General features: G+C 57.0%; 24 protein-coding genes and 1 pseudogene. 18 read left to right on the forward strand and 7 right to left on the reverse strand.

Going from position 1 to position 24,451, the window contains the following annotated elements:
• The first annotated feature begins 72 nt into the window (after window positions 1-72).
• A complete protein-coding gene (gene eno / locus DOU50_RS12540) occupies window positions 73-1,371 on the forward strand; it encodes a phosphopyruvate hydratase (protein ID WP_024909267.1) in 1,299 nt (432 codons plus the stop codon).
• A gap of 53 nt (window positions 1,372-1,424) precedes the next feature.
• Here eno and DOU50_RS12545 read toward each other — a convergent pair whose 3' ends face one another.
• On the reverse strand, window positions 1,425-2,534 hold the full coding sequence (locus tag DOU50_RS12545) for an SDR family oxidoreductase (RefSeq protein WP_024909266.1): 1,110 nt from the start codon (window positions 2,532-2,534) through the stop codon (window positions 1,425-1,427).
• Between the two features lie 358 nt (window positions 2,535-2,892).
• A complete protein-coding gene (locus DOU50_RS12550) occupies window positions 2,893-3,717 on the reverse strand; it encodes a MurR/RpiR family transcriptional regulator (RefSeq protein ID WP_024909265.1) in 825 nt (274 codons plus the stop codon).
• A gap of 165 nt (window positions 3,718-3,882) precedes the next feature.
• Between DOU50_RS12550 and DOU50_RS12555 the strand changes: the two genes are divergently transcribed.
• The 3 genes from DOU50_RS12555 to queE all read left to right on the forward strand — a co-directional run bounded on the left by DOU50_RS12555 (window position 3,883) and on the right by queE (window position 6,875).
• Window positions 3,883-5,442 (forward strand): PTS transporter subunit EIIC, encoded by a 1,560-nt coding sequence (locus tag DOU50_RS12555; RefSeq protein ID WP_148769500.1) that lies wholly within the window; start codon window positions 3,883-3,885, stop codon window positions 5,440-5,442.
• Window positions 5,442-6,131 carry an N-acetylmannosamine-6-phosphate 2-epimerase gene (locus DOU50_RS12560; RefSeq protein ID WP_148769501.1) on the forward strand — a complete coding sequence of 230 codons (690 nt, stop codon included), beginning with the start codon at window positions 5,442-5,444 and terminating at the stop codon, window positions 6,129-6,131. The genes DOU50_RS12555 and DOU50_RS12560 overlap by 1 nt, the downstream gene beginning before the upstream one ends.
• A 72-nt stretch (window positions 6,132-6,203) precedes the next feature.
• Window positions 6,204-6,875, forward strand: coding sequence for a 7-carboxy-7-deazaguanine synthase QueE (gene queE, locus DOU50_RS12565; protein WP_023333236.1), 672 nt, complete (start codon window positions 6,204-6,206; stop codon window positions 6,873-6,875).
• 86 nt (window positions 6,876-6,961) lie between these two features.
• Here the strand turns inward: queE and queD are convergent, their stop codons facing one another.
• Window positions 6,962-7,324 (reverse strand): 6-carboxytetrahydropterin synthase QueD, encoded by a 363-nt coding sequence (gene queD / locus DOU50_RS12570; protein WP_014885039.1) that lies wholly within the window; start codon window positions 7,322-7,324, stop codon window positions 6,962-6,964.
• Window positions 7,325-7,630: 306 nt separating this feature from the next.
• Between queD and cysJ the strand changes: the two genes are divergently transcribed.
• From cysJ to cysH, 3 genes are read left to right on the forward strand one after another with little or no spacing between them, the layout of a single operon-like run.
• A complete protein-coding gene (gene cysJ / locus DOU50_RS12575; protein ID WP_148769502.1) occupies window positions 7,631-9,436 on the forward strand; it encodes an NADPH-dependent assimilatory sulfite reductase flavoprotein subunit in 1,806 nt (601 codons plus the stop codon).
• On the forward strand, window positions 9,436-11,148 hold the full coding sequence (gene cysI, locus DOU50_RS12580; protein WP_032648087.1) for an assimilatory sulfite reductase (NADPH) hemoprotein subunit: 1,713 nt from the start codon (window positions 9,436-9,438) through the stop codon (window positions 11,146-11,148). Before cysJ ends, cysI begins: the two co-directional genes overlap by 1 nt.
• 15 nt (window positions 11,149-11,163) lie before the next feature.
• On the forward strand, window positions 11,164-11,898 hold the full coding sequence (gene cysH / locus DOU50_RS12585; protein WP_024909260.1) for a phosphoadenosine phosphosulfate reductase: 735 nt from the start codon (window positions 11,164-11,166) through the stop codon (window positions 11,896-11,898).
• Between the two features lie 116 nt (window positions 11,899-12,014).
• Here cysH and DOU50_RS12590 read toward each other — a convergent pair whose 3' ends face one another.
• Window positions 12,015-13,058, reverse strand: a complete 1,044-nt coding sequence (locus tag DOU50_RS12590) for an aminopeptidase (RefSeq protein ID WP_148769503.1) — start codon at window positions 13,056-13,058, stop codon at window positions 12,015-12,017.
• Window positions 13,059-13,295: 237 nt separating this feature from the next.
• Between DOU50_RS12590 and cysG the strand changes: the two genes are divergently transcribed.
• The 10 genes and pseudogenes from cysG to surE form a co-directional block, all read left to right on the forward strand.
• Entirely contained in the window at window positions 13,296-14,654 is a 1,359-nt protein-coding gene (gene cysG / locus DOU50_RS12595; protein ID WP_148769504.1) for a siroheme synthase CysG, read from the forward strand.
• Window positions 14,655-14,663: 9 nt separating this feature from the next.
• Window positions 14,664-15,572 (forward strand): sulfate adenylyltransferase subunit CysD, encoded by a 909-nt coding sequence (gene cysD / locus DOU50_RS12600; RefSeq protein ID WP_006811770.1) that lies wholly within the window; start codon window positions 14,664-14,666, stop codon window positions 15,570-15,572.
• 9 nt (window positions 15,573-15,581) lie between these two features.
• Window positions 15,582-17,006: a sulfate adenylyltransferase subunit CysN gene (gene cysN / locus DOU50_RS12605; RefSeq protein WP_061714541.1), complete on the forward strand. Its 1,425-nt coding sequence runs from the start codon at window positions 15,582-15,584 to the stop codon at window positions 17,004-17,006.
• Window positions 17,006-17,611, forward strand: a complete 606-nt coding sequence (cysC, locus tag DOU50_RS12610) for an adenylyl-sulfate kinase (RefSeq protein ID WP_148769505.1) — start codon at window positions 17,006-17,008, stop codon at window positions 17,609-17,611. The genes cysN and cysC overlap by 1 nt, the downstream gene beginning before the upstream one ends.
• A gap of 58 nt (window positions 17,612-17,669) precedes the next feature.
• Window positions 17,670-17,996 carry a DUF3561 family protein gene (locus DOU50_RS12615; protein WP_008499610.1) on the forward strand — a complete coding sequence of 109 codons (327 nt, stop codon included), beginning with the start codon at window positions 17,670-17,672 and terminating at the stop codon, window positions 17,994-17,996.
• Between the two features lie 166 nt (window positions 17,997-18,162).
• Complete coding sequence (ftsB, locus tag DOU50_RS12620) at window positions 18,163-18,474, forward strand: cell division protein FtsB (RefSeq protein WP_008499609.1); 312 nt, start codon at window positions 18,163-18,165, stop codon at window positions 18,472-18,474.
• Between the two features lie 19 nt (window positions 18,475-18,493).
• Window positions 18,494-19,204, forward strand: coding sequence for a 2-C-methyl-D-erythritol 4-phosphate cytidylyltransferase (gene ispD / locus DOU50_RS12625; RefSeq protein ID WP_024909255.1), 711 nt, complete (start codon window positions 18,494-18,496; stop codon window positions 19,202-19,204).
• Window positions 19,204-19,683 (forward strand): 2-C-methyl-D-erythritol 2,4-cyclodiphosphate synthase, encoded by a 480-nt coding sequence (gene ispF / locus DOU50_RS12630; protein ID WP_148769506.1) that lies wholly within the window; start codon window positions 19,204-19,206, stop codon window positions 19,681-19,683. The genes ispD and ispF overlap by 1 nt, the downstream gene beginning before the upstream one ends.
• The gene (gene truD / locus DOU50_RS12635) at window positions 19,680-20,729 is read left to right on the forward strand and encodes a tRNA pseudouridine(13) synthase TruD (RefSeq protein ID WP_148769507.1); all 1,050 of its coding nucleotides are present in this window, start codon (window positions 19,680-19,682) and stop codon (window positions 20,727-20,729) included. The genes ispF and truD overlap by 4 nt, the downstream gene beginning before the upstream one ends.
• Window positions 20,710-21,381: pseudogene (gene surE, locus DOU50_RS12640) on the forward strand (5'/3'-nucleotidase SurE); the annotation flags it as partial. The gene truD and the pseudogene surE, both read left to right, overlap by 20 nt.
• Here surE and DOU50_RS12645 read toward each other — a convergent pair.
• A complete protein-coding gene (locus tag DOU50_RS12645; RefSeq protein ID WP_061714544.1) occupies window positions 21,374-21,754 on the reverse strand; it encodes a DUF4440 domain-containing protein in 381 nt (126 codons plus the stop codon). The pseudogene surE and the gene DOU50_RS12645 overlap by 8 nt on opposite strands.
• On the reverse strand, window positions 21,751-22,953 hold the full coding sequence (locus DOU50_RS12650; RefSeq protein WP_148769509.1) for an MFS transporter: 1,203 nt from the start codon (window positions 22,951-22,953) through the stop codon (window positions 21,751-21,753). Before DOU50_RS12650 ends, DOU50_RS12645 begins: the two co-directional genes overlap by 4 nt.
• A gap of 108 nt (window positions 22,954-23,061) precedes the next feature.
• Between DOU50_RS12650 and DOU50_RS12655 the strand changes: the two genes are divergently transcribed.
• The gene (locus DOU50_RS12655) at window positions 23,062-23,949 is read left to right on the forward strand and encodes a LysR family transcriptional regulator (protein ID WP_061714614.1); all 888 of its coding nucleotides are present in this window, start codon (window positions 23,062-23,064) and stop codon (window positions 23,947-23,949) included.
• On the opposite strand, the gene DOU50_RS12660 is transcribed toward DOU50_RS12655, so the two are convergent.
• Window positions 23,946-24,353 carry a MarR family winged helix-turn-helix transcriptional regulator gene (locus tag DOU50_RS12660; RefSeq protein WP_024909249.1) on the reverse strand — a complete coding sequence of 136 codons (408 nt, stop codon included), beginning with the start codon at window positions 24,351-24,353 and terminating at the stop codon, window positions 23,946-23,948. The genes DOU50_RS12655 and DOU50_RS12660 overlap by 4 nt on opposite strands.
• Window positions 24,354-24,451: the final 98 nt, after the last annotated feature.

Here is a 24,451-nt window from a genome sequence, read left to right on the forward strand (position 1 = left end):
AACGGCAACGCGTACCTTTGGTACGCGTTGTTTGTCTGGAGTTTTAGTTTAACTTGTACTGAGGAAAATCTAATGTCCAAAATCGTTAAAGTCATCGGTCGTGAAATCATCGACTCCCGTGGTAACCCGACCGTTGAAGCCGAAGTTCACCTGGAAGGTGGTTTCGTTGGTATGGCTGCTGCTCCATCAGGTGCTTCTACCGGTTCCCGCGAAGCGCTGGAACTGCGCGATGGCGACAAATCTCGCTTCCTGGGTAAAGGCGTACTGAAAGCGGTTGGCGCTGTAAACGGTCCTATTGCTCAGGCAATCATTGGCAAAGACGCCAAAGACCAGGCTGGCATCGACAAGATCATGATCGATCTGGACGGTACTGAAAACAAATCTAACTTCGGTGCGAACGCAATCCTGGCAGTTTCCCTGGCGAACGCCAAAGCGGCTGCGGCTGCTAAAGGTATGCCACTGTTCGAGCACATCGCTGAACTGAACGGCACCCCAGGCAAATACTCCATGCCTGTACCAATGATGAACATCATCAACGGTGGTGAGCACGCAGACAACAACGTTGATATTCAGGAATTCATGATTCAGCCAGTTGGCGCGAAATCCCTGAAAGAAGCGGTACGTATGGGTTCTGAAGTGTTCCACAACCTGGCTAAAGTTCTGAAAGCCAAAGGTATGAACACGGCTGTTGGTGACGAAGGTGGCTATGCGCCAAACCTGGGTTCTAACGCAGAAGCACTGGCTGTTATCGCAGAAGCAGTAAAAGCTGCAGGCTACGAGCTGGGCAAAGACATCACCCTGGCGATGGACTGCGCAGCATCTGAATTCTACAAAGACGGTAAATACGTTCTGGCTGGCGAAGGCAACAAAGCGTTCACCTCCGAAGAGTTCACTCACTTCCTGGAAGACCTGACCAAACAGTACCCAATCGTGTCTATCGAAGACGGTCTGGACGAGTCTGACTGGGCTGGCTTCGCATACCAGACTAAAGTACTGGGCGACAAAATCCAGCTGGTTGGTGACGACCTGTTCGTAACCAACACCAAGATCCTGAAAGAAGGCATCGAGAAAGGCATCGTTAACTCCATCCTGATCAAATTCAACCAGATCGGTTCCCTGACCGAAACTCTGGCTGCGATCAAAATGGCGAAAGACGCTGGCTACACCGCTGTTATCTCTCACCGTTCTGGCGAAACTGAAGACGCTACCATTGCCGACCTGGCTGTGGGTACCGCTGCAGGCCAGATCAAAACTGGTTCTATGAGCCGTTCTGACCGTGTTGCTAAATACAACCAGCTGATTCGTATCGAAGAAGCGCTGGGCGAAAAAGCACCATACAACGGTCGTAAAGAGATCAAAGGCCAGGCATAATCGCCTAAGCCTTAAAACGAAAATGCCAGTCGAATGACTGGCATTTTTTTTGGCTATTTAAAATCAACCGCCATTTGCTCCGGAATGGTCAGCCCCTGAGTGGTTTGCACGCAGCGGGCGATATAATCCGTAAACCGGGGTGGCTTCGGCATCCCCATGCTCAGCAGCTTATCGTTGCTGAAGCGCACGTTAAGCGTGGCAAACGCACCGTATAACCGCATGGCTTTCAGCATCAGACGTTCGTTGCACGGCCCAAAAATATGTTTCAGCTCGCGACGCATTCTGACCAGCGTTTCGTAGCTGACCTGCGCATACTTATCACCGACGGGGGCTTTCTCCAGCGCCTGCGCCATCGCCTGATCGATATCCGCAAAGCGAACGCTGTTCTCTTCTCCCGCAGAAATGTGTACCACTTCTCCCGGACGCGCGTTGCTGTTGAGCAGCATTAACATCGCGTCGGCGCAATAATCCACCGGAACAACGTCGATCCGGTCTTCCATTGAGCACATAAATTTTTGCAGCATCAGGCCCATGCTAAAGACCCAGAAAATGCTGCTCGACGGTGTGCAACCGTGACGGGTATGGCCGACGACGATGGATGGACGGGCGATGAGCAGCGGCAGGTTCGGACACTCCTGGCGCATCAGCTGTTCGATGGTTGACTTCGAAAACGTGTATTCCACCAGGTGTTCAGCATTCTCTCTGAATTCAGCGCTTTCGGCTACCAGGGAATCCTGCTCCGGCGTGCATGACATCGCGGTGCCAACATGGAGGAAACGCTGCAGTCCTGTGACCTGCTCCATACGGCGCGCCAGCGCGAGCGTACCTTCAACGTTGACCTTCCAGATCAGCGGGTTGTTACCAAATGAGGCGACGGCCGCACAGTTCACGACATGCGTGACCCGATCCAGACGGGGATCGCTGAGAAAGGCTTCAGGCTGGCTGAGGTCGCCAATCAGGATATTATCCACCGTCAGGGAGGCCAGTTTGTCCTCAGGAACGTTGAACTTGCGCATATTCTCCAGCACGCGCTCCAGCCCGCTCTGCGGATCGCCGGCACGCGCGAGCAAAAGGAGTTCTACGGATTGATCGTTGGTCAGGATTTTTTCAAGAACTGCACCGCCCAGAAATCCGGTCACGCCTGTAATCAATAACATCTTCATTAATACCGTCTCATTATGATTGATGAGGCGGATTGTAGGCGCGCAAAAGTAAACGGCATTTAAATAATAAATCGCCGAAACCGACAGCATCTTAAGCTTATTTTAAGGAAAGGAAATCGGGCGGATATTTTGGACATTAGCGGAAGGGTAAAAATTCACTCTAATAAAATTTAAATTTTAACTTATTGAATTTAATGTTTTTTATAGAGGTGCTTCCGAACGGTAAACTTAATTCAAAATGTAATAAATATAATAATTTGTTACACCAAACATTTATCAAATAAATGATTTAAACGCCACTTAACTAAAATCAGACGGCATAAATCGCAGGCTATTTTATTTAGCCTGCGAAGGATTTTTAGAGTAACAGAGGAAGCGTAGCGCTGGCTGTTTGTTGGCTAACGTCGCCGTAATGACCATCCAGCGCAATCATGGACGTGGTCAGCAGCTCGACCAGCAGCATCACCCCAACCTTAGCATTGAGTGCGCCAGCGCTAAGGGGTCCCTCTGGTTTGGCAGCCACCAGCAGCATGTCGCTCAGGGACGCCAGAGGGCTGCGGGGCGTATTGCTGAGTGCCAGAACCTTAACGCCGCGCTTGCGGGCAAGCTTCACCACGTGGAGTAAATCCCGCGTTGAACCCGAACTGGAGATGGCCACAACCAGCGTCTCTTTCGAAAGCGTTGTCGCATTCATGGCCGCGCGGTGCATATCGCTAAACAGCTGTGCGGGTTTGCCCAGACGCAACAGCTTGTAGTGCAGATACTCCCCAAGGATCGCGCTGGCCGCGACGCCATAAATTTGCACGGATTGTGCCTGGTGCAGCGCCAGCGCCGCCTTTTCAAGCAGCGTGCGGTCGAGGAGTCTGGCGGTATCCTGCAAAGCCTGCACCGACTCATCCACGACGTTATCAATCTCATCTCCCGCCTGACGCGCGGGCTGGCCCTGCTGAATATCCAGCGCAAGCGCCATTTTAAATTCGTTATAGCCTTTGCAGCCCAGCGTGCGGCAAAGACGCGTGACGCTGGCCTCGCTGGTGTGGCTCTCGCGCGCCAGCTCGGTGATCGTCAGGTAGAGCACCCGGGCAGGATCGCTGAGGACAAATTCACCGAGTTTTTGTTGTGTTGGGCTGTACCCGGAAGCCTCCTGGCGTAGCTTCAGCAGCAGGTTTTCATGGTCTGACATGCTCGATCCTTAATGCGTTTCTCTGCGACTAGTGTGGCGGAAAGCGGGGGAAAGATGCCAGTCATTTTGAAAAAGTATGATCGTCGTCCTGGTTTTTGATGATAATTTTCACTATTAAATATTTATATGGTAAAAATTTTCATCGTTTAATGGGGGGATGAAAAAATGATGCAAATATTCAGTGGGGCTTCTTCAGGGGGATGGTTTGAAAAAGCGCAGCGCTTTGGCAAATCCTTTATGTTGCCGATTGCCGTGTTGCCTGCGGCGGGTCTGCTGCTGGGGATAGGCGGCGCGTTATCGAATCCCAATACGCTGGCGGCTTATCCGTTTTTAGATGTGGGCTGGCTTCAGGCCATTTTCACCATCATGAGCAGCGCAGGATCCATCGTGTTTGCGAACCTCTCGGTGCTGTTTGCCGTTGGGGTGGCCGTAGGGCTGGCAAAAAGCGATAAGGGTACGGCCGGGCTGGCGGCATTACTCGCGTTTCTGGTGATGAATGCCACCATTAACGCGCTGCTGATCCTCACCGGCAAACTGGCGCACGACAACCCGGGCGCCGTGGGGCAGGGCATGACGCTGGGCATTCAGACGCTGGAAACCGGTGTGTTTGGCGGCGTGGTGATTGGTCTGGTGACCTGCACGCTCCATCATCGGTTTAATAAAATAGCGCTTCCGCAGTTCCTCGGATTCTTTGGCGGCTCGCGCTTTGTTCCTATTATCAGCTCGCTGGCGGCGATCCTCGTCGGTGCACTCATGACCGTGGTCTGGCCGCATTTCCAGAAGCTGATTTTTGGTCTGGGCGGGCTGGTGGATGCCACCGGCTATCTGGGCACCCTGCTGTACGGCTTTATTCTCCGCATGCTGGGCCCGTTTGGTTTGCACCACATCTTCTATCTGCCGTTCTGGACCACCGCGCTTGGCGGCAGTGAAATCGTCAACGGTCATCTGGTGGAAGGCACGCAGCGGATCTTCTTCGCCCAACTGGCCGATCCTACCACGCGTCAGTTTTACGAAGGCACGTCACGCTTCATGTCCGGGCGCTTTATTACGATGATGTTTGGCCTGCTCGGCGCGTGCCTGGCGATGTACCACACGGCAAAACCCGTGAACAAAAAGCGCGTTGCCGGACTGCTGCTTTCTGCGGCGTTAACCTCGTTCCTGACGGGGATTACCGAGCCTATCGAATTCTCGTTCCTGTTTATTGCGCCGGTGCTCTACGTCATCCATGCGCTGTTTGACGGGCTGGCATTCATGCTCGCGCACATGCTGCATATCACCATCGGGCAAACCTTCTCCGGCGGTTTCATCGACTTCGTGCTGTTCGGCATTTTGCAGGGAGAGGCCAAAACCAACTGGATGTTCGTTCCGCTGGTCGGCGTACCGTGGTTCTTCCTGTACTACTTTACCTTCCGCTATCTGATTAACCGCTTTGATTTCGCGACGCCGGGTCGGGAAAAGGAGGCGATGGCTGACGAAGTCAGTCTGCCGCAAAACGAACGCGCTGCTGCGGTGATCGCCGGATTAGGCGGAAAAGACAATCTGGACGAGGTGGACTGCTGCGCCACGCGTCTTCGCGTGACGGTTAAAGACGGCAGCAAAGTGAATGACGCGGCGCTGAAAGCCACTGGGGCGCGCGGCGTTATCGTGCGCGGCAACGGCGTTCAGGTCATCTATGGCCCGCACGTCACGATTATCAAAAACGAAGTGGAAGAGATCTTATCGTAATGAAAACTGTACTGGATACCCTGAAGGGAAAACTGGTCGTCTCCTGTCAGGCGCTGGAAAATGAACCGCTGCACAGCCCGTTTATTATGTCGAGAATGGCGCTGGCGGCGGCACAGGGCGGGGCCGCGGCTATTCGCGCCAACAGCGTGGCGGATATTGAGGCCATTAAGCAGCAGGTCTCTTTGCCGGTCATCGGCATCATCAAACGGGATTATCCCGAAAGTGAGGTGTTTATCACCGCGACAATGAAAGAGGTGGATGAGCTCATGAGCGTCTCGCCGGACATCATTGCGCTTGATGCGACGGCGCGGGAACGTCCCGGCGGAGAATCCCTGGAAACGCTGGTCTCGCGCATCCGCTCACGCTATCCCGCGGTGCTGCTGATGGCGGATATCGCCTCCGTGGACGAAGCCGTGACGGCACAGGCGCTGGGCTTCGACTGCGTCGGCACCACGCTTTACGGCTACACGGCGGAAACCGCGGGCCATACATTGCCTGACAACGACTGCGCGTTCCTGAAAGCGGTGCTGGCGGCCGTGACGGTGCCCGTGGTTGCCGAAGGCAACGTGGATACGCCTGAACGTGCGGCCAGGTGTCTGGCGCTGGGCGCGCATACGGTGGTGGTCGGCGGCGCGATCACCCGTCCACAGCAAATCACGGAACGGTTTATGGCGGCGATTGGCGCGTAAAGCACCGATGGAGCATGACCATCCGGCGGGGATCTGCGATACTTATCGTTTATCCCCTTTACTGAGATGACTATGCAGTACCCGATTAACGAGATGTTCCAGACCCTGCAAGGCGAGGGTTACTTTACCGGCGTTCCCGCTATTTTCATTCGTTTACAGGGATGCCCGGTTGGCTGTGCCTGGTGTGATACCAAACATACGTGGGATAAGCTCGCAGATCGGGAAGTGTCGCTGTTTAGCATTCTGGCGAAAACCAAAGAGAGCGATAAGTGGGGCGCGGGCAGTTCCGAAGATCTGCTGGCCATTATTGGTCGTCAGGGCTGGACGGCGCGCCACGTTGTGATCACCGGCGGTGAACCCTGCATCCACGATCTGACGCCGCTGACCGAGCTGCTCGAAAAGAACGGCTACAGCTGCCAGATTGAAACCAGCGGCACCCATGAAGTGCGCTGTTCACACACGACCTGGGTGACGGTATCGCCAAAAGTGAATATGCGCGGCGGGTATGACGTGCTGTCTCAGGCGCTGGAACGCGCGGATGAGATTAAGCACCCGGTAGGGCGCGTGCGTGATATCGAAGCGCTGGATGAACTGCTGGCCACGCTGACGGATGAAAAGCAGCGCGTCATTGCGCTTCAGCCGATCAGCCAGAAAGATGACGCGACGCGCCTGTGCATTGAAACCTGTATTGCGCGCAACTGGCGCCTGTCGATGCAGACGCACAAGTATCTGAATATTGCATAAAAAAAGCCCGGTGGCGCGAGCGCTTACCGGGCCTATGGTTCGATGCTCTTATAGGCCGGGCAGGCGTCAGCGCCACCCGGCAAGCATCACTCTCCGCGATACACGCAGCCTGCCGTGCAGGTCTCTTTGATCATCACCGCGCTCAGCAGCGGTACCAGCGGCTTCATCTGATCCCATATCCATTTTGCCAGCACTTCACTGGTCGGGTTTTCAAGGCCCGGGATCTCATTCAGGTAGTAGTGATCCAGACGATCGTAGGTCGGCTTAAACGCCGCCTTCAGCTCGGCAAAATCCATGATCCAACCGGTATGCGGATCAACTTCACCGGTGATCTCAAGACGCACCATGAACGAATGCCCGTGCAGACGGCCGCATTTATGTCCTTCTGGGACATGCGGAAGGTGGTGGGCGGCTTCGAAGGTGAAATCTTTAAACAGTGTGGTGGACATGATCGCTCTCAGTAATGCGGAAAAAACCGCCGCATAGTACCGGAAAGCACAATTTTTAGCATTAACTAAAACGGCTCTGAGCGGCAACCGCCTCGTATTCAGGGTGTTTATCGCTATTTGTTCTTTTATTTCATAATGTTATTTAATCGGTTTTATCGCTAAGCATGACAACCAAAACAGGTTAGTCCATTTGGTTATTTATTATTTCCATCCCTTCTTTAATTGTTATTATCCTCGCCGTTAACCTTATCTTCAGTTTGGATTTATTCGCTTAAAGTCCGCTTGGCTACTGGAACATAACGACGCATGACAACACAGGCCCCACCTTCAAATTTGCTTCCCCTGAACCCGGAGCAACTGGCGCGCCTTCAGGCTGCCACCTCTGATTTTTCTCCCACTCAGCTTGCCTGGGTCTCCGGTTATTTCTGGGGAATGCTCAATCAGCAGCCTGGCGCTGTGGCGGGTGCACCGGTAACGGCCGTTGAAATTCCGGCCATTACCCTGATTTCCGCCTCGCAGACGGGCAATGCCCGCCGCGTGGCCGAGGCGCTGCGTGACGACCTGCTGGCCGCCAAACTGAACGTGAACCTGGTCAACGCCGGGGATTATAAATTTAAACAAATCGCGTCAGAAAAACTGCTGGTGGTGGTTGCCTCTACGCAGGGTGAAGGTGAACCCGCTGAAGAAGCGGTGGCCCTGCACAAGTTCCTGTTCTCGAAAAAAGCGCCGAAGCTGGATGGCACGGCGTTTGCCGTGTTTGGCCTGGGCGATACCTCCTATGAATTCTTCTGCCAGTCCGGTAAAGACTTCGACAGCAGGCTGGCGGAGCTGGGCGCGGAGCGCCTGCTGGACCGCGTTGACGCGGATGTCGAATACCAGGCCGCCGCCGCCGAATGGCGTGCACGCATCGTTGAGGTGTTAAAAGCGCGTGTGCCGAAAGAGACGTCGACGCAGGCCGCGTTCACCGCGACGGGTGCTGTTAACGACATCCACACCAGCCCGTACACCAAAGAGGCTCCACTGACGGCGAGCCTGTCGGTGAACCAGAAAATTACCGGCCGCGATTCAGAAAAAGATGTCCGCCATATCGAAATCGATCTGGGCGACTCGGGCCTGCGCTATCAGCCGGGCGATGCGCTGGGTATCTGGTATCAGAACGATCCGGCGCTGGTGAAAGAACTGGTTGAGCTGCTGTGGCTGAAAGGCGACGAGCCTGTCACCGTTGACGGCAAAACCCAGCCGCTTTCAGAGGCGCTGCAGTGGCATTTCGAACTGACGGTGAACACCCCGAATATCGTCGAAAACTATGCCACCTTGACGCGCAGCGAATCCCTGCTGCCGCTGGTGGGCGATAAAGCGAAGCTTCAGCATTACGCCGCGACGACGCCGATTGTCGATATGGTGCGCTTCTCTCCGGCTCAGCTGGATGCCGATGCGCTGATCGGTCTGCTGCGCCCGCTCACCCCGCGCCTGTACTCTATCGCCTCTTCCCAGGCTGAAGTGGAGAGTGAAGTGCATGTTACCGTCGGCGTGGTGCGCTACGATATCGAAGGCCGCGCCCGCACGGGTGGGGCATCAGGCTTCCTGGCGGATCGCGTGGAAGAAGAGGGCGAAGTGCGCGTCTTTATCGAGCACAACGACAACTTCCGCCTGCCGGCAAACCCGGAAACCCCGGTCATCATGATTGGCCCTGGCACCGGCATTGCGCCGTTCCGCGCCTTCATGCAGCAGCGCGCGGCAGATGAAGCGCCGGGTAAAAACTGGCTCTTCTTCGGCAACCCGCACTTTACCGAAGATTTCCTCTACCAGGTTGAGTGGCAGCGCTATGTGAAAGAAGGCGTTCTGACCCGCATCGACCTGGCCTGGTCCCGCGACCAGAAAGAAAAAGTATACGTACAAGACAAGCTGCGCGAACAGGGCGCAGAGCTGTGGCGCTGGATCAATGACGGTGCCCACATTTATGTCTGCGGCGACGCCAATCGTATGGCGAAAGACGTTGAGCAGACTTTGCTGGAAGTGATTGCCGAATTCGGCGGTATGGATGCCGAAGCGGCAGACGAATTTTTAAGTGAGCTGCGCGTTGAGCGCCGTTATCAGCGAGATGTCTACTAATGAGCGAAAAACATCCAGGGCCACTGGTGGTCGAAGGTAAACTGACAGACGCCGAGCGCATGAAGCTGGAAAGCAACTATCTGCGCGGCACCATTGCTGAAGATCTGAATGACGGTCTCACCGGCGGTTTCAAAGGCGACAACTTCCTGCTGATCCGTTTTCACGGCATGTACCAGCAGGACGACCGCGACATCCGCGCCGAGCGTGCAGAACAGAAGCTGGAGCCGCGTCACGCGATGCTGCTGCGCTGCCGTCTGCCGGGCGGGGTGATTACCACCAAACAGTGGCAGGCGATCGACAAGTTTGCCGGTGAAAACACGATCTATGGCAGCATCCGTCTGACTAACCGTCAGACCTTCCAGTTCCACGGTATTCTGAAGAAGAACGTCAAGCCGGTGCACCAGATGCTGCACTCCGTTGGGCTGGACGCGCTGGCGACCGCCAACGACATGAACCGTAACGTGCTCTGCACCTCGAATCCGTATGAATCCGAGCTGCATGCCGAAGCGTACGAGTGGGCGAAGAAGATCTCCGAGCACCTGCTGCCGCGCACGCGCGCCTACGCAGAGATTTGGCTCGATCAGGAAAAAGTCGCCACCACCGACGAAGAGCCGATCCTTGGCCAGACCTACCTGCCGCGTAAGTTTAAAACCACGGTCGTTATTCCACCGCAGAACGATATCGACCTGCACGCCAACGACATGAACTTCGTGGCGATTGCCGAAAACGGCAAGCTGATTGGCTTTAACCTGCTGGTGGGCGGCGGCCTGTCCATTGAGCACGGTAACAAGAAAACCTACGCCCGCACCGCAAGCGAGTTCGGCTTCCTGCCGCTGGAGCACACGCTGGCCGTGGCGGAAGCGGTAGTGACCACCCAGCGCGACTGGGGCAACCGTACAGACCGTAAAAACGCGAAAACCAAATACACCCTGGAGCGCGTGGGCGTTGAGACGTTCAAAGCGGAAGTGGAGCGTCGTGCGGGCATCAAATTCGAGCCGATCCGCCCTTACGAATTCACCGGTCGCGGCGATCGCATTGGCTGGGTGAAGGGTATCGACAATAAATGGCACCTGACGCTGTTTATCGAAAACGGCCGTATTCTGGATTATCCGGGCCGTCCGCTGAAAACCGGCCTGCTGGAAATTGCTAAGATCCATAAAGGCGAGTTCCGCATTACCGCTAACCAGAATCTCATTATTGCCGGCGTGCCGGAGAGCCAGAAGGCGAAGATCGAGAAGCTGGCGCGCGATCACGGGTTAATGGATGCGGTGAAGCCGCAGCGTGAAAACTCAATGGCCTGCGTGTCGTTCCCGACCTGTCCGCTGGCGATGGCCGAAGCGGAGCGTTTCCTGCCGTCATTTACTGACAAGGTAGAAGCGATTCTGGAAAAACACGGTATTCCGGACGAGCATATTGTTATGCGCGTCACCGGCTGCCCGAACGGCTGCGGCCGCGCGATGCTGGCCGAGCTGGGTCTGGTGGGGAAAGCGCCGGGGCGTTATAACCTGCACCTGGGCGGTAACCGAATCGGTACGCGCATCCCGCGTATGTTCCGCGAGAACATCACCGAGCCGGAAATTCTTGATTCCATCGACGAGCTTGTCGGGCGCTGGGCGAAAGAGCGCGAAGCGGGTGAAGGCTTCGGCGACTTTACGGTGCGTGCGGGCATCATTCGCCCGGTGCTCGATCCCGCAAGGGATTTCTGGGAGTAACCACGAGAGGTAATTATGTCCGTACTCGATCTAAACGCGCTTAACGCATTGCCAAAAGTCGAACGCATTCTGGCACTCGCAGAAACCAATGCCCACCTTGAAAAGCTGGACGCCGAAGGGCGCGTGGCGTGGGCGCTGGAAAACCTGCCGGGAGACTATGTGCTGTCGTCGAGCTTTGGTATTCAGGCGGCGGTCAGCCTGCATCTGGTGAATCAGATCCGTCCGGACATTCCGGTGATCCTCACCGATACCGGCTACCTGTTCCCGGAAACCTACCAGTTTATTGACGAGCTGACGGACAAGCTCAAGCTGAACCTCAAAGTTTACCGCGCGACGGAAAGCGCGGCCTGGCAGGAGGCGCGCTACGGTAAGCTGTGGGAACAGGGCGTTGAGGGCATTGAGAAATACAATGAGATCAACAAAGTTGAGCCGATGAACCGGGCGCTGAAAGAGCTCAATGCGCAGACGTGGTTTGCTGGCCTGCGCCGCGAGCAGTCCGGCAGCCGGGCAACCTTGCCGGTGCTGGCGGTCCAGCGCGGGGTGTTTAAAGTGCTGCCGATTATCGACTGGGATAACCGGACGGTGTATCAGTATCTGCAAAAGCACGGGCTGAAATACCATCCGCTGTGGGACCAGGGCTATCTGTCGGTGGGTGACACCCACACCACGCGCAAATGGGAACCGGGAATGGCGGAAGAAGAGACGCGATTCTTTGGGCTGAAGCGCGAGTGCGGGCTGCACGAAGGGTGATCCTTATCCTCCCCCTCACCCTAACCCTCTCCCCAAAGGGGAGAGGGGATTGCCCGGAGCCGTCTTTTCTCCCTCGCCCCTTTGGTGAGAGGGCAGGGGTGAGGGGAAAATAAGCACTAGGCTTTCCCCGCTTTCGCCAGCTCCTTCACCAGCGGCAGCATCACCTTCACCACATCACGACTGCGGTGCTCAATCCGCTGCGGCAGCGCGCGATCGATGTGCTGCTGATTATCCAGCATCACGTTGTGCCAGCTTGTCCCGTCCGGGAAGGCTTTCGATTTAGCCCGCTGCTGATAGCCATCTTTCTTGCCCAATGCCCAGTTTGTCGCTTCGACATACAGCACCGGAATGCCCGCCTTATCGAACACTTCCCCGTCGTTGCAGCAGCCCGTTCCTCGCGGGTAATCCGGGTTACCGCCGGGGTTGCTGGTGGCATAAACCCCGTGGCTGCGGGCAATCGCCAGCGCCCGGTCGCGCGTCAGTTTCCGCACGGTACCCGGCGTACTTTGCCCGCTGTTGAAATAGAGCTTGTCGCCGACGATCAGGTTATCGAGGTTGATCACCAGCAGCGTATTTTTCTTCTCCTCAGCGCTCATGCGTTTAAGGAGATTCTCAGCGCCGAGTTTGCCCTCTTCTTCACCGCTGGTGGCTACGAAACGGATACCATACTGGGTTGGAATATCTTTCATTCGCTCGGCCAGTTCGAGCATCACGCCCAGGCCTGCTGCGTTGTCGTCCATGCCCTGCAGCGTCAGCCCGCCGAGGTTGTTATCCGTATCGGCGTCACTCATCGGGGCGTAGGTATCAAGGTGCGCCATAATAATAATTTGCTCTTTTGCGCTACCTTCATGCGCCGCGATAACCGTACTGCCGGTCACGTTATGCCAGTTTTTCGTTTTGTTTCGTGAGGTATAGACGTAGCGACTGTGAAACGGCCGGATGTCGCTCTGGTAGCCCATCCCGGCAAACTGCTGACGAAGATAGTCCGCGGAGAGCATTTCCGCAGGCGAACCGGTCATACGGCCAGGAAAGACGGTGGCAATATGCCGCGCCTGCATAGTGGCGATTTCACCATAAGGTTGGTTTTTTGCCTGGGCAGGAAGAATAAAGCAAACGCCGAGCGCCAGGGCAGCAATACGGTGGCGCGTTGCGGAGAACATAGTGAGTCCTTAAAAACTGAGCAAAATAATAACCCGCTTAGTATGAAACTGTGATCGTCCATACACAATTTGAATTGCTCTTAAATGCCCGAAATTTCGCGTGTTAAGCACTTTTTGGTATTAGCTTTTTCACGGCGTTATTCCATTGAGTAACTACTCATTCCAATTCGTAATTTCATTCGGTCTAAGCCGCCCCCTATAGTCCCTCTATTCCTCGTTGTTAGTGAGTTGTTGCTTGTGGACTATCTGCCCTTATTTGCCGCGATAAAAGAGAAGCCGGTGCTGGTTGTTGGCACGGGTGAAATTGCCGATCGCAAAATTGCGTTTCTGCAGCGCGCAGGGGCGAAGGTGCGGGTAGTAGCAGAAGCGGATTTCGACGAATCCCAAATCGACAGCGTCGTGCTGGTGATTGCGGCGACCGAAGATCGCGACCTGAACCGGCGGATTTCCGAGGCCGCTCAGGCCCGCTACCGCCTGGTGAACGTGGTGGACGACCAGCCTTTATGCTCGTTTATCTTCCCGTCGATCGTTGACCGTTCGCCGCTGCTGGTGGCGATCTCCTCCGGCGGTACCGCACCGGTGCTGGCGCGCGTGCTGCGGGAAAAAATCGAAGCGCTGCTGCCGACCAGCCTCGGGCGCATGGCGGAAAAAGCCAGCTACTGGCGCAACCATCTGAAAACCCGCCTGACCAGCGTGACGGAACGCCGTCGCTTCTGGGAACGCGTGTTTCGCGGCCGCTTTGCCAGCCTGATGCATGCCGGCAATGAGACGGAGGCGCAGAAAATTCTTGAAGACGAACTGGATAACCCCGGCAGCACCGGCGGGGAAATCATTCTGGTCGGCGCAGGACCGGGCGATGCCGGGCTCCTGACGCTGCGCGGACTGCAGGTGCTGCAGGACGCGGACGTGGTGTTTTACGACCATCTGGTTACCGACGGCGTGCGCGAGCTGATCCGTCGCGACGCGGAGCAAATCTGCGTCGGCAAACGGGCTGGCGAGCACTCTGTGCCGCAGCACGACACCAACCAGATGCTGATTGACGCCGCCAAAGCCGGTAAAACCGTGGTGCGCCTGAAAGGGGGAGACCCGTTTATCTTCGGTCGCGGCGGCGAGGAGCTGCAGGCGGCAGCCGAAGCGGGCGTACCGTTCCAGGTGGTGCCCGGCATTACGGCGGCCTCTGCGGTAACGGCCTACGCCGGTATCCCGCTGACCCACCGCGATTACGCCCAGAGCGTGACCTTTGTGACCGGCCACTACAAGGCCGACAGCACACCGTTCGACTGGTCCCATCTCGCCCAGAGCCGCCAGACGCTGGCGATCTACATGGGCACGATGAAGGCGGCGGATATCAGCGAACAGCTTATTCAGCACGGTCGCGAGGCGACGACGTCCGTTGCCGTCATTTCTCGCGGCACGCGCGTCGATCAGCACGTTGCGACGGGCACCCTGGAACAACTTGCAACCCTGGCGAAAGACGCCCCGATGCCCGCCCTGATCGTGGTGGGAGAAGTGGTGCAGCTGCACAGCACGCTCGCCTGGTTCCAACACACAACCGATACAGAAGGCTTTGGTTCTTCTGTCGTAAATTTGGCTTAAGGAACGGTTATGGACCAAAAACGTCTTACACACCTGCGGCAGCTCGAAGCGGAGAGTATCCATATCATCCGCGAAGTGGCCGCCGAGTTTTCTAACCCGGTGATGATGTACTCCATCGGTAAAGATTCCAGCGTCATGCTGCATCTGGCGCGTAAAGCGTTTTATCCAGGTACGCTGCCGTTCCCGCTGCTGCACGTGGATACCGGCTGGAAATTCCGCGAGATGTATGAGTTTCGCGACCGTACCGCCAAAGCCTACGGCTGCGAGCTGCTGGTGCATAAAAATCCGGAAGGGGTGGCGATGGGCATTAACCCGTTCGTGCACGGCAGCGCCAAGCATACCGATATCATGAAAACCGAAGGGCTGAAGCAGGCGCTGAATAAATACGGTTTTGACGCTGCTTTTGGCGGCGCGCGCCGTGACGAAGAGAAATCCCGCGCCAAAGAGCGTATCTACTCCTTCCGCGACCGCTTCCACCGCTGGGACCCCAAAAACCAGCGCCCGGAGCTGTGGCACAACTACAATGGTCAGATCAACAAAGGCGAAAGCATTCGCGTCTTCCCGCTCTCTAACTGGACCGAGCTGGATATCTGGCAGTACATCTATCTGGAAAACATCGAGATCGTTCCGCTGTATCTGGCCGCCGAGCGCCCGGTACTGGAGCGCGACGGCATGCTGATGATGATCGACGACGATCGCATCGACCTGCAGCCGGGTGAAGTGATCAAGAAACAGATGGTCCGTTTCCGCACCCTCGGCTGCTGGCCGCTGACCGGCGCGGTGGAATCCAGCGCGCAGACGCTGCCGGAGATCATTGAAGAGATGCTGGTGTCCACCACCAGTGAGCGACAGGGGCGCGTGATTGACCGCGACCAGGCAGGCTCCATGGAGCTGAAGAAACGTCAGGGTTATTTCTAAGGAGCCGCCATGAACACCACTATTGCTCAACAAATTGCCAACGAAGGCGGCGTGGAAGCCTATCTGCACGCGCAGCAACATAAAAGCCTGCTGCGTTTTCTGACCTGCGGCAGCGTGGATGACGGGAAAAGTACCCTGATTGGCCGTCTGCTGCACGATACGCGCCAGATTTACGAAGATCAGCTCTCTTCCCTGCATAACGACAGTAAACGTCACGGTACCCAGGGGGAAAAACTCGATCTGGCCCTGCTGGTGGACGGCCTGCAGGCGGAGCGCGAGCAGGGCATCACCATCGACGTGGCCTACCGCTATTTCTCTACCGAGAAACGCAAATTTATTATCGCCGACACCCCGGGGCACGAACAGTACACCCGCAATATGGCGACCGGCGCGTCGACCTGCGACCTGGCGATCCTGCTGATGGACGCGCGTAAAGGCGTGCTGGATCAGACCCGTCGTCACAGCTTTATCTCCACGCTGCTGGGGATCAAACATCTGGTGGTGGCGGTCAACAAGATGGATCTGGTGAACTTCAGCGAAGAGAAGTTCGAGGAGATCCGCCAGAGCTACCTGACCTTTGCCGAGCAGCTGCCGGGCAACCTGGATATCCGCTTTGTGCCGCTCTCGGCGCTGGAAGGGGATAACGTCGCGTCCCAGAGCGCGAACATGCCGTGGTACAGCGGCCCGACGCTGCTGGAAGTGCTGGAAACGGTTGAAATCCAGCGCGTGGTCGACACCCAGCCGATGCGCTTCCCGGTACAGTACGTGAACCGTCCAAACCTCGATTTCCGCGGTTTCTCAGGCACCCTCGCGTCAGGCTCCGTGAAGGTCGGCCAGCGCGTTAAGGTGCTGCCATCCGGCGTGGAATCTACCATCGCCCGCATCGTCACCTTCGACGGTGACCTGCAGGACGCGGGCGCCGGTGAAGCCGTAACGCTGGTGCTGAAAGACGAGATTGATATCAGCCGGGGCGATCTGCTGGTGGATGCCCAGGAAACGCTGGCGGCCGTACAGGGGGCTTCCGTGGATGTGGTGTGGATGGCGGAGCAACCGCTGACGCCGGGCCAGAGCTACGACATCAAAATTGCCGGCAAGAAAACCCGCGCCCGCGTGGACGGTATTCAGTTCCAGGTGGACATCAACAATCTCACCCAGCGCGAGGTTACCGAACTGCCGCTGAACGGCATTGGTCTGGTCGATCTGACCTTCGACGAACCGCTGGTGCTGGATCCGTATCAGCAGAACCCGGTGACGGGGGGGCTTATCTTTATCGACAGGCTGACCAACGTTACCGTCGGGGCCGGAATGGTCCGCGAACCGATTAAACAGTCTGTCGTGGCGTCTGAATTCAGTGCCTTCGAGCTGGAACTGAACGCGCTGGTGCGTAAACACTTCCCGCACTGGGGCGCACGCGATCTGCTGGGAGGCAAGTAATGGCTGCCCATGATGAGAACGTCGTCTGGCATCCTCATCCGGTCACCGTCGCCCAGCGCGAACAGCTCCACGGTCACCGTGGGGTTGTGCTGTGGTTTACCGGGCTGTCCGGCTCGGGTAAATCGACGGTGGCGGGCGCGCTGGAAGAGGCGCTGTATCAGCAGGGCGTAAGCACGTACCTGCTGGATGGTGACAACGTGCGTCACGGCCTGTGCAGCGATTTAGGGTTTAGCGACGACGACCGTAAAGAGAACATCCGCCGGGTAGGCGAAGTGGCCAGCCTGATGGCGGACGCCGGGCTGGTGGTACTGACCGCGTTTATCTCTCCGCACCGCGCCGAGCGCCAGATGGTGCGTGAACGCGTGGGCCAGGATCGCTTTATCGAGGTGTTTGTTGATACGCCGCTGGAGATTTGCGAAGCGCGCGACCCGAAAGGGCTGTACAAAAAAGCGCGTGCCGGAGTACTGCGAAACTTCACCGGAATTGACGCGGTATACGAAGCGCCTGAATCGCCTGAAATTCACCTGGAGGGTCAACAATTGGTAACAAATTTAGTAAGCCAATTATTAGACCTGCTCAGACGGGACGATATTATCAGATCCTGAGACGGTATCGTTCGGGAGCTGTCTTCCCGAACGATGAGTCACGGTCACAGGATTAGCTATGCGCAACAGTGAACATTACATCACCACCACCGGGTCGGAGCCGCTCGCGACCGACGACGAAACGACCTGGTCATTTCCTGGGGCCATCATCGGCTTCGTCTCATGGTTGCTGGCGCTGGGTATCCCGTTTCTCATCTACGGCGGTAACACGCTGTTCTTCTTTCTCTACACCTGGCCTTTCTTTCTGGCGCTGATGCCCGTGGCGGTTGTCGTCGGCATTGCGCTGCACTCGTTGCTCAACGGTAAGCTCCTGTACAGCACCGTGGTCACGATTGTGACGGTGGTTCTGATGTTTGGTCTGTTATTTTTGTGGCTCATGGGCTAACTTCAGCCATAATTCAAACCGTAACCAACTGTGTAACGATATTGTGCAGGACGATTCTGCGGAAAAAATGTGGTACATTTGCCCGCGATGTTGCGGCATCTCTGTTACCCCGGCGTAGTGCTCTGGGGAAGTCTTGGGATGATGATGCCGTTTTTCAGGGGGCAGGATGGGTAAACTAACGCTGCTGTTGCTGGCTTTGCTAATCTGGCTGCAATATTCGCTGTGGTTCGGTAAGAACGGACTGCACGACTATAGCCGGGTAAGCGATGACGTCGCGGCTCAGCAGGCAACAAACGCCAAACTTAAGGCGCGAAACGATCAACTCTTTGCTGAAATTGATGACCTCAATGGCGGGCAAGAGGCGATTGAGGAACGCGCACGCAATGAACTCAGTATGACTAAGCCGGGCGAAACCTTTTATCGTCTGGTTCCGGATGCGTCTAAACGCAATCAGGGCTCAGCACAAAACAATCGATAATCAGGCCCAGGATTACGACATGGCAGTAACTTTTTCGGACGTATGCGCCGTGGTGCCGGCCGCAGGTTTTGGCCGGCGCATGCAGACAGAATGTCCCAAGCAGTACCTCTCTATTGGCGATAAAACGATCCTCGAGCACGCCGTGGCGGCGCTGCTGGCGCACCCACGGGTGACGCGGGTGATTATCGCTATCAGCCCTGGCGATGCGCGCTTTGCGCAGCTGCCGCTGGCAAATCATCCACAGATTACCGTCGTTGACGGTGGCGCCGAGCGCGCCGATTCCGTGCTGGCGGGCATTCAGGCCGCCGGTAACGCGCCGTGGGTGCTGGTGCATGACGCGGCGCGTCCGTGCCTCCATCAGGACGACCTTGCGCGTCTGCTGGCCCTGAGCGAAACAAGCAAGGTTGGCGGGATTCTGGCCGCACCGGTGCGCGACACCATGAAGCGCGCCGAGCCGGGTAAACAGGCTATTGCCCACACCGTCGATCGCGTCGATTTATGGCACGCGCTGACGCCACAATTTTTCCCCCGCGAATTACTCCACGACTGCTTAACGCGTGCGCTTAGAGAAGGTGCAACCATCACGGACGAAGCCTCTGCGCTGGAATATTGCGGTTTCCACCCTGAGCTTGTTGAAGGACGCGCTGATAATATTAAAGTGACGCGTCCGGAAGATTTACAGCTCGCGGAATTCTATCTTACCCGTTCGACCCATCAGGAGAAGGCATAATGCGAATTGGACACGGTTTTGATGTACACGCCTTTGGCGGAGAAGGCCCAATTATCATTGGCGGCGTGCGCATTCCTTATGAAAAAGGACTGCTGGCGCATTCTGATGGCGACGTGGCGCTGCATGCGCTGACCGACGCGCTGTTGGGCGCGGCCGCGCTGGGTGATATCGGCAAGCTGTTCCCGGACACCGACCCGGCGTTTAAAAGGGCAGACAGCCGTGAACTGCTGCGCGAAGCGTGGCGCCGCATCCAGGCGAAAGGCTACACCCTTGGCAACGTCGATGTGACGATTATCGCCCAGGCCCCGAAAATGCTGCCGCACATTCCGCAGATGCGCGTGTTTATCGCAGAAGATCTGGGTTGCCATATGGACGACGTGAACGTCAAAGCGACGACGACCGAGAAGCTGGGCTTCACCGGGCGTGGCGAAGGGATTGCCTGTGAAGCCGTGGCGCTGCTGGTGAAGGCGAGCAAATGACAGACTTCGACAACCTGACATATCTGCATGGCAAACCGCAGGGGAACGGGGGGCTGAAAGCCAGCCCTGAAGATTTCCTCGTGGTCGAGGATCTGGGCTTTGAGCCGGATGGCGAAGGCGAACATATCCTGGTGCGAATTCTGAAAAATGGCTGCAATACCCGCTTTGTGGCCGACGCGCTGGCAAAATTTCTCAAAATTCATGCTCGCGAGGTGAGCTTTGCCGGGCAGAAAGATAAACACGCCGTCACCGAACAGTGGCTCTGCGCGCGCGTTCCCGGCAATACGATGCCTGATTTAAGCAAATTTGAGCTTGAGGGCTGTAAGGTACTGGAATATGCCCGCCACAAGCGCAAACTGCGTCTGGGGGCGTTGAAAGGCAACGCGTTTACGCTGGTGCTGCGCGAAGTGACTGACCGTGAAGACGTTGAAAAACGTCTGAACGCCATCAGCGACCGCGGCGTACCGAACTACTTTGGCGCGCAACGTTTCGGCATTGGCGGCAGCAACCTGCAGGGCGCACTGCGCTGGGCGCAAAGCGACGCGCCGGTGCGGGACAGGAATAAACGCAGTTTTTGGTTGTCGGCGGCCCGCAGTGCGTTGTTTAATCAGATTGTGAGCGAAAGGCTGAGAAAACCGGACGCGAATCAAGTTGTTGTTGGCGATGCGCTACAATTAGCGGGACGCGGAAGCTGGTTTGTGGCAACGGCCGAAGAGATGGCCGATGTCCAGTCGCGCGTGGACGCAAAAGGGCTGCTGATCACCGCCGCGTTGCCCGGTACGGGCGACTGGGGAACACAGGGTGACGCGCTGGCCGCCGAGCAGTCAGCCGTGGCGGATGCGCCAGAATTGCAGTCCTTGCTGGTGCGGGAAAAAGTCGATGCGGCACGCCGCGCGATGCTGCTCTATCCGCAGCAGTTAAGCTGGAACTGGTGGGATGACGTGACCGTCGAGTTACGCTTCTGGCTGCCGGCAGGCAGCTTTGCCACCAGTGTTGTCAGGGAACTTATCAACACCTCGGGTGATTATGCGAATATTGCTGAGTAACGATGACGGGATCCACGCGCCAGGCATTCAGACCCTGGCGAAACACCTCCGCGAGTTTGCGGATGTGCAGGTTGTGGCACCCGATCGTAACCGCAGTGGAGCGTCTAACTCGCTGACGCTGGAGTCGTCGCTTCGCACCTTTACCTTTGAAAATGGCGATATTGCCGTGCAGATGGGCACGCCAACCGACTGCGTTTTTCTGGGCGTGAACGCGCTGATGCGTCCGCGTCCGGATATCGTCGTCTCCGGCATTAACGCCGGGCCTAACCTCGGCGATGACGTGATTTACTCCGGTACCGTGGCGGCCGCAATGGAAGGGCGCCATCTGGGGTTCCCGGCGCTGGCGGTCTCGTTGAACGGCTACACGCACTACGACACCGCCGCTGCGGTGACCTGTTCGATCCTGCGGGCGCTCGGCCGCGAGCCGTTGCGTACCGGGCGCATCCTCAACATCAACGTGCCGGATCTTCCTCTTGAAGAAATTAAAGGCATTCGCGTCACCCGTTGCGGAAGCCGACATCCTGCCGATCAGGTGATCCCGCAGCAGGATCCGCGCGGCAACACGCTTTACTGGATTGGCCCTCCTGGCGATAAGTGCGATGCGGGTCCGGATACCGACTTTGCCGCCGTAGAAGAAGGCTATGTTACGGTTGCGTCGCCGTCTCGTGCAGCAGACGCCACACTATCCCATCGCCTTCCTGATTGAGCACCGCGGTTGACCAGCGCACGTTAACGGGCTGGTCCGGCCGGGTTTGCGTCTCCCGGTAATGGAGTACCGCGCCGTGAGGCCACGCCTGGCGCGTAGTTAATTCATCAATGACGATCTTCAGTCCGGGACGGCTTCCGCGCTGTTTTTCCAGAAAGCTGACAAGGCCGTCATAGTCGATATGAACGCCGCCCGGCGGGATCATCAGAAAATCGGGACGAAAACGGGCGTGCAGGGCGTCGGAATCACCTTCACCTTTGCCTAACCAGTCTTCAAGCGCAATGTGGAGGTCGATAATGTCGTGTTCGAAAGGCGTCATGAATTCTCCTGTCGCAGCTGGGTGAGCACCTGCGAATTGTTAAGACGAAAAACATACAGTACAGGCAGCAAGGTCATGCCTGCGGCAAAAATAAACATCCCGTGCCAGGCGGCGAGCGGTGGCAGCCACGCCTGAGCCAGGTTCAGCACTTGGGCAAGCAGCAGGGCACCGGCAAAAAAGCTCAGCTGACGATTGAGATTCCACAGCGCGCTGGCATCGGGCATCTCTTCCCGGCGCGTTGTCAGAAACGCGCTGCTCTGAGCCGTACTGCTGCACAGGCTTCCTCCCGCGCCCATCAGGGTAAACGCAACGGCAGGCAGCAGCGTAGCCGAACTGATGTTAATCAATAGCAGGATACCCGTGGCCTGCAACAGGCAGCCGATGACGATCAGCGGCCGGGGACCGATACGGTTAAAATAACGTCCCGTTGCCGTGATGGCGATAAACGATGCCACGGACCACGGCAGCATGAGCATCCCCGTTGTGGCTGGGCTCATGTTCGCCACGTGCTGAAGATAAAACATGCCCGTGACGCTCACCCCAATAAATACGCCAGGAACGCATAAATAGACAAGCATGGAAAAACGCAAAAGCGGGTCCGCGAGCAAGGGCAGGTTTAGCAGTCTGGCCGCTTTCATCGTGGGTTTTTCGTGTTTAAGCCACAGGTACGCCAGAGCAAAGGTCACGATAGCGACCGGTAGCGTAGCGAAAAAGATCCATCGCCAGCCCAGCGTCTGCACCAGCACGCCGCCGACAGCCGGGGAGCAGGCCGGGGCAAGCAGCGCGACCAGCATCACCGCCGAGGAGAGTCTGGCACGCTCGTGAGGCTTATACTGTTGCCAGGTCAGCGCCTGTCCAACGGGGATCAGTAAGCCTCCTCCCACGCCCTGGATCATTCGCCAGGCGATCAGACTTTCAAGCGTTGCAGACAGGCCCGCCGCTGCGGAGGCTGCGCTGAACAGAAAAAGTGAGAGCAGAATGACGCGCTTGGGCCCGATGCGGCGCGTGAGCACGCTGCTAAACGGGATCACCAGCGTCAGGCCGGCAATGTACCCGTTACTAACCCAGGTAAGGGCCGAAGGCGTGGCGTTAAAGGCGTGAGCCATTGCCGGGAACGCGACGCTGGCAATGAACATGTTGATCAAATCAAGAAAAAAGCCCAGCAGATAAACAACGGCGACTTTGCTGCGATACGTCATGGTGGATCCTCCGGTGAGGTGGCGTATCGTATCGACTCGGTAATCACGGATAAACCTGACAAAGCGCGATATACTGTCAAAAATATTTTGACAGTAAAGGGCGTGATGATGATTAACCTGCAGCGGACGCAGATGTTTGTCGCGGTGGCCGACACCGGCAGTTTTACGGCGGCCGCCGAGGCGATGGGGCTGACAAAAGCGGTCGTCAGCTTCAATATTCGCCAGCTTGAAGATGAGCTGGGCGTTACGCTGCTGCTGCGCTCCACCCGTCGACTGACGTTAACCGAGGCGGGCGCGCTTTTTCATCAGCGCAGCGTGGCGCTTCTGAAGGATGCCGAACGGCTGCAGGATGATGTCCGTGCGAATCATGCGGGGCTTACTGGCGAACTGCGGATCACCACTACGCCCGAGTATGGCTCACAGGTGGTGGTGCCGCTGCTGGCCAGGTTTAGCCAGCAGCACCCGGATCTTCGCGTACGACATGCTTCGTCGTCCCTGCACGCCGACCTTATCTCGGAGCGCTTTGACGTGGCCATCCGGCTGGGAACGCTTGCCGATTCGCGCAACCACGCCGCGCTGATTTCGCACTTTTCTATTCTCCCTGTGGCGACGCCCGGGTGGCTCGTTAACCATCCGATAGAAACGCTTGCGCAGCTGGCGCAAGCCGACTGGATCATCCACGAGCGCCTGGCCTCGCCGCTGCGCTGGCAGGTGAGAGATGCCAGCGGTGCGCCTGAAATACTGGAGATAAAACAAGCGCCGCGCCTGTTTGCCGACAGCGCTCAGGCCCTTATGGCTTTTGCGCTCGCAGGCGGTGGGGTGGCGTTACTGCCGGAATGGCTGGTACGCGGTGCGCTTGATGCTGGGAGACTGGCCCCGGTATTACCGGAATATACCTTTGCGCGGCAGGGTATCTATGCGGTGTATCCTGATGCCCGGCATGTGTCAGCGAAAGTGCGCACCTTTATCGATTTTATGCGCACCAGCGTGAATTAATCGTGCATCATCTTTTTGATGAGCGCCGAGAACTGCTCCCGTTCGGCCTTGCTTAGACGGCCTAAAAAGGCCTCATCAACTTCATTGCCTACCGGCTTGCAGTCTGCAAGCAGGGCTTCCCCTTCTGGCGTCAGGAAGACAAAGCGACGGCGCTTATCCGCAGGGTCGTGCTCGCGTTTGACCAGACCGCGCGCCTCCATGCGGCTGAGCATCTCCGCCAGGGTCGCTTTCGTGCTGACCGCGACTTCAGTCAATGCCACCTGTTCAATGCCCGGATGCTCGGCAATGGAGCGCATCACCGCATACTGTGGCTTGGTCAGTTCCGGCAAGGCATGTTGCCACTGCGCGGTATGCTGTTGAAAAAGCTGACGTAACAGGTGGAACGCCTCTTGTCTTAGTTCCATGAACACTCCGACGGAAAAAATCTCCCCCTATGATAGCCGCTATTGCTCTCAATTTTAACGCGGCATTTTTTAGCCATTCGTGTGATCGTATGCGAACG

This window comes from Enterobacter sp. C6 (assembly GCF_008122455.1).
Taxonomy (GTDB): domain Bacteria; phylum Pseudomonadota; class Gammaproteobacteria; order Enterobacterales; family Enterobacteriaceae; genus Enterobacter; species Enterobacter pseudoroggenkampii.

Bases quoted from the DNA above. Each gene is read 5' to 3' on its own strand.
- eno (WP_024909267.1), top strand. From the start codon at position 73: ATGTCCAAAATCGTTAAAGTCATCGGTCGTGAAATCATCGACTCCCGT.
- DOU50_RS12545 (WP_024909266.1), bottom strand. From the start codon at position 2,534: ATGAAGATGTTATTGATTACAGGCGTGACCGGATTTCTGGGCGGTGCA.
- DOU50_RS12550 (WP_024909265.1), bottom strand. From the start codon at position 3,717: ATGTCAGACCATGAAAACCTGCTGCTGAAGCTACGCCAGGAGGCTTCC.
- DOU50_RS12555 (WP_148769500.1), top strand. From the start codon at position 3,883: ATGATGCAAATATTCAGTGGGGCTTCTTCAGGGGGATGGTTTGAAAAA.
- DOU50_RS12560 (WP_148769501.1), top strand. From the start codon at position 5,442: ATGAAAACTGTACTGGATACCCTGAAGGGAAAACTGGTCGTCTCCTGT.
- queE (WP_023333236.1), top strand. From the start codon at position 6,204: ATGCAGTACCCGATTAACGAGATGTTCCAGACCCTGCAAGGCGAGGGT.
- queD (WP_014885039.1), bottom strand. From the start codon at position 7,324: ATGTCCACCACACTGTTTAAAGATTTCACCTTCGAAGCCGCCCACCAC.
- cysJ (WP_148769502.1), top strand. From the start codon at position 7,631: ATGACAACACAGGCCCCACCTTCAAATTTGCTTCCCCTGAACCCGGAG.
- cysI (WP_032648087.1), top strand. From the start codon at position 9,436: ATGAGCGAAAAACATCCAGGGCCACTGGTGGTCGAAGGTAAACTGACA.
- cysH (WP_024909260.1), top strand. From the start codon at position 11,164: ATGTCCGTACTCGATCTAAACGCGCTTAACGCATTGCCAAAAGTCGAA.
- DOU50_RS12590 (WP_148769503.1), bottom strand. From the start codon at position 13,058: ATGTTCTCCGCAACGCGCCACCGTATTGCTGCCCTGGCGCTCGGCGTT.
- cysD (WP_006811770.1), top strand. From the start codon at position 14,664: ATGGACCAAAAACGTCTTACACACCTGCGGCAGCTCGAAGCGGAGAGT.
- cysN (WP_061714541.1), top strand. From the start codon at position 15,582: ATGAACACCACTATTGCTCAACAAATTGCCAACGAAGGCGGCGTGGAA.
- cysC (WP_148769505.1), top strand. From the start codon at position 17,006: ATGGCTGCCCATGATGAGAACGTCGTCTGGCATCCTCATCCGGTCACC.
- DOU50_RS12615 (WP_008499610.1), top strand. From the start codon at position 17,670: ATGCGCAACAGTGAACATTACATCACCACCACCGGGTCGGAGCCGCTC.
- ftsB (WP_008499609.1), top strand. From the start codon at position 18,163: ATGGGTAAACTAACGCTGCTGTTGCTGGCTTTGCTAATCTGGCTGCAA.
- ispD (WP_024909255.1), top strand. From the start codon at position 18,494: ATGGCAGTAACTTTTTCGGACGTATGCGCCGTGGTGCCGGCCGCAGGT.
- ispF (WP_148769506.1), top strand. From the start codon at position 19,204: ATGCGAATTGGACACGGTTTTGATGTACACGCCTTTGGCGGAGAAGGC.
- truD (WP_148769507.1), top strand. From the start codon at position 19,680: ATGACAGACTTCGACAACCTGACATATCTGCATGGCAAACCGCAGGGG.
- DOU50_RS12645 (WP_061714544.1), bottom strand. From the start codon at position 21,754: ATGACGCCTTTCGAACACGACATTATCGACCTCCACATTGCGCTTGAA.
- DOU50_RS12650 (WP_148769509.1), bottom strand. From the start codon at position 22,953: ATGACGTATCGCAGCAAAGTCGCCGTTGTTTATCTGCTGGGCTTTTTT.
- DOU50_RS12655 (WP_061714614.1), top strand. From the start codon at position 23,062: ATGATTAACCTGCAGCGGACGCAGATGTTTGTCGCGGTGGCCGACACC.
- DOU50_RS12660 (WP_024909249.1), bottom strand. From the start codon at position 24,353: ATGGAACTAAGACAAGAGGCGTTCCACCTGTTACGTCAGCTTTTTCAA.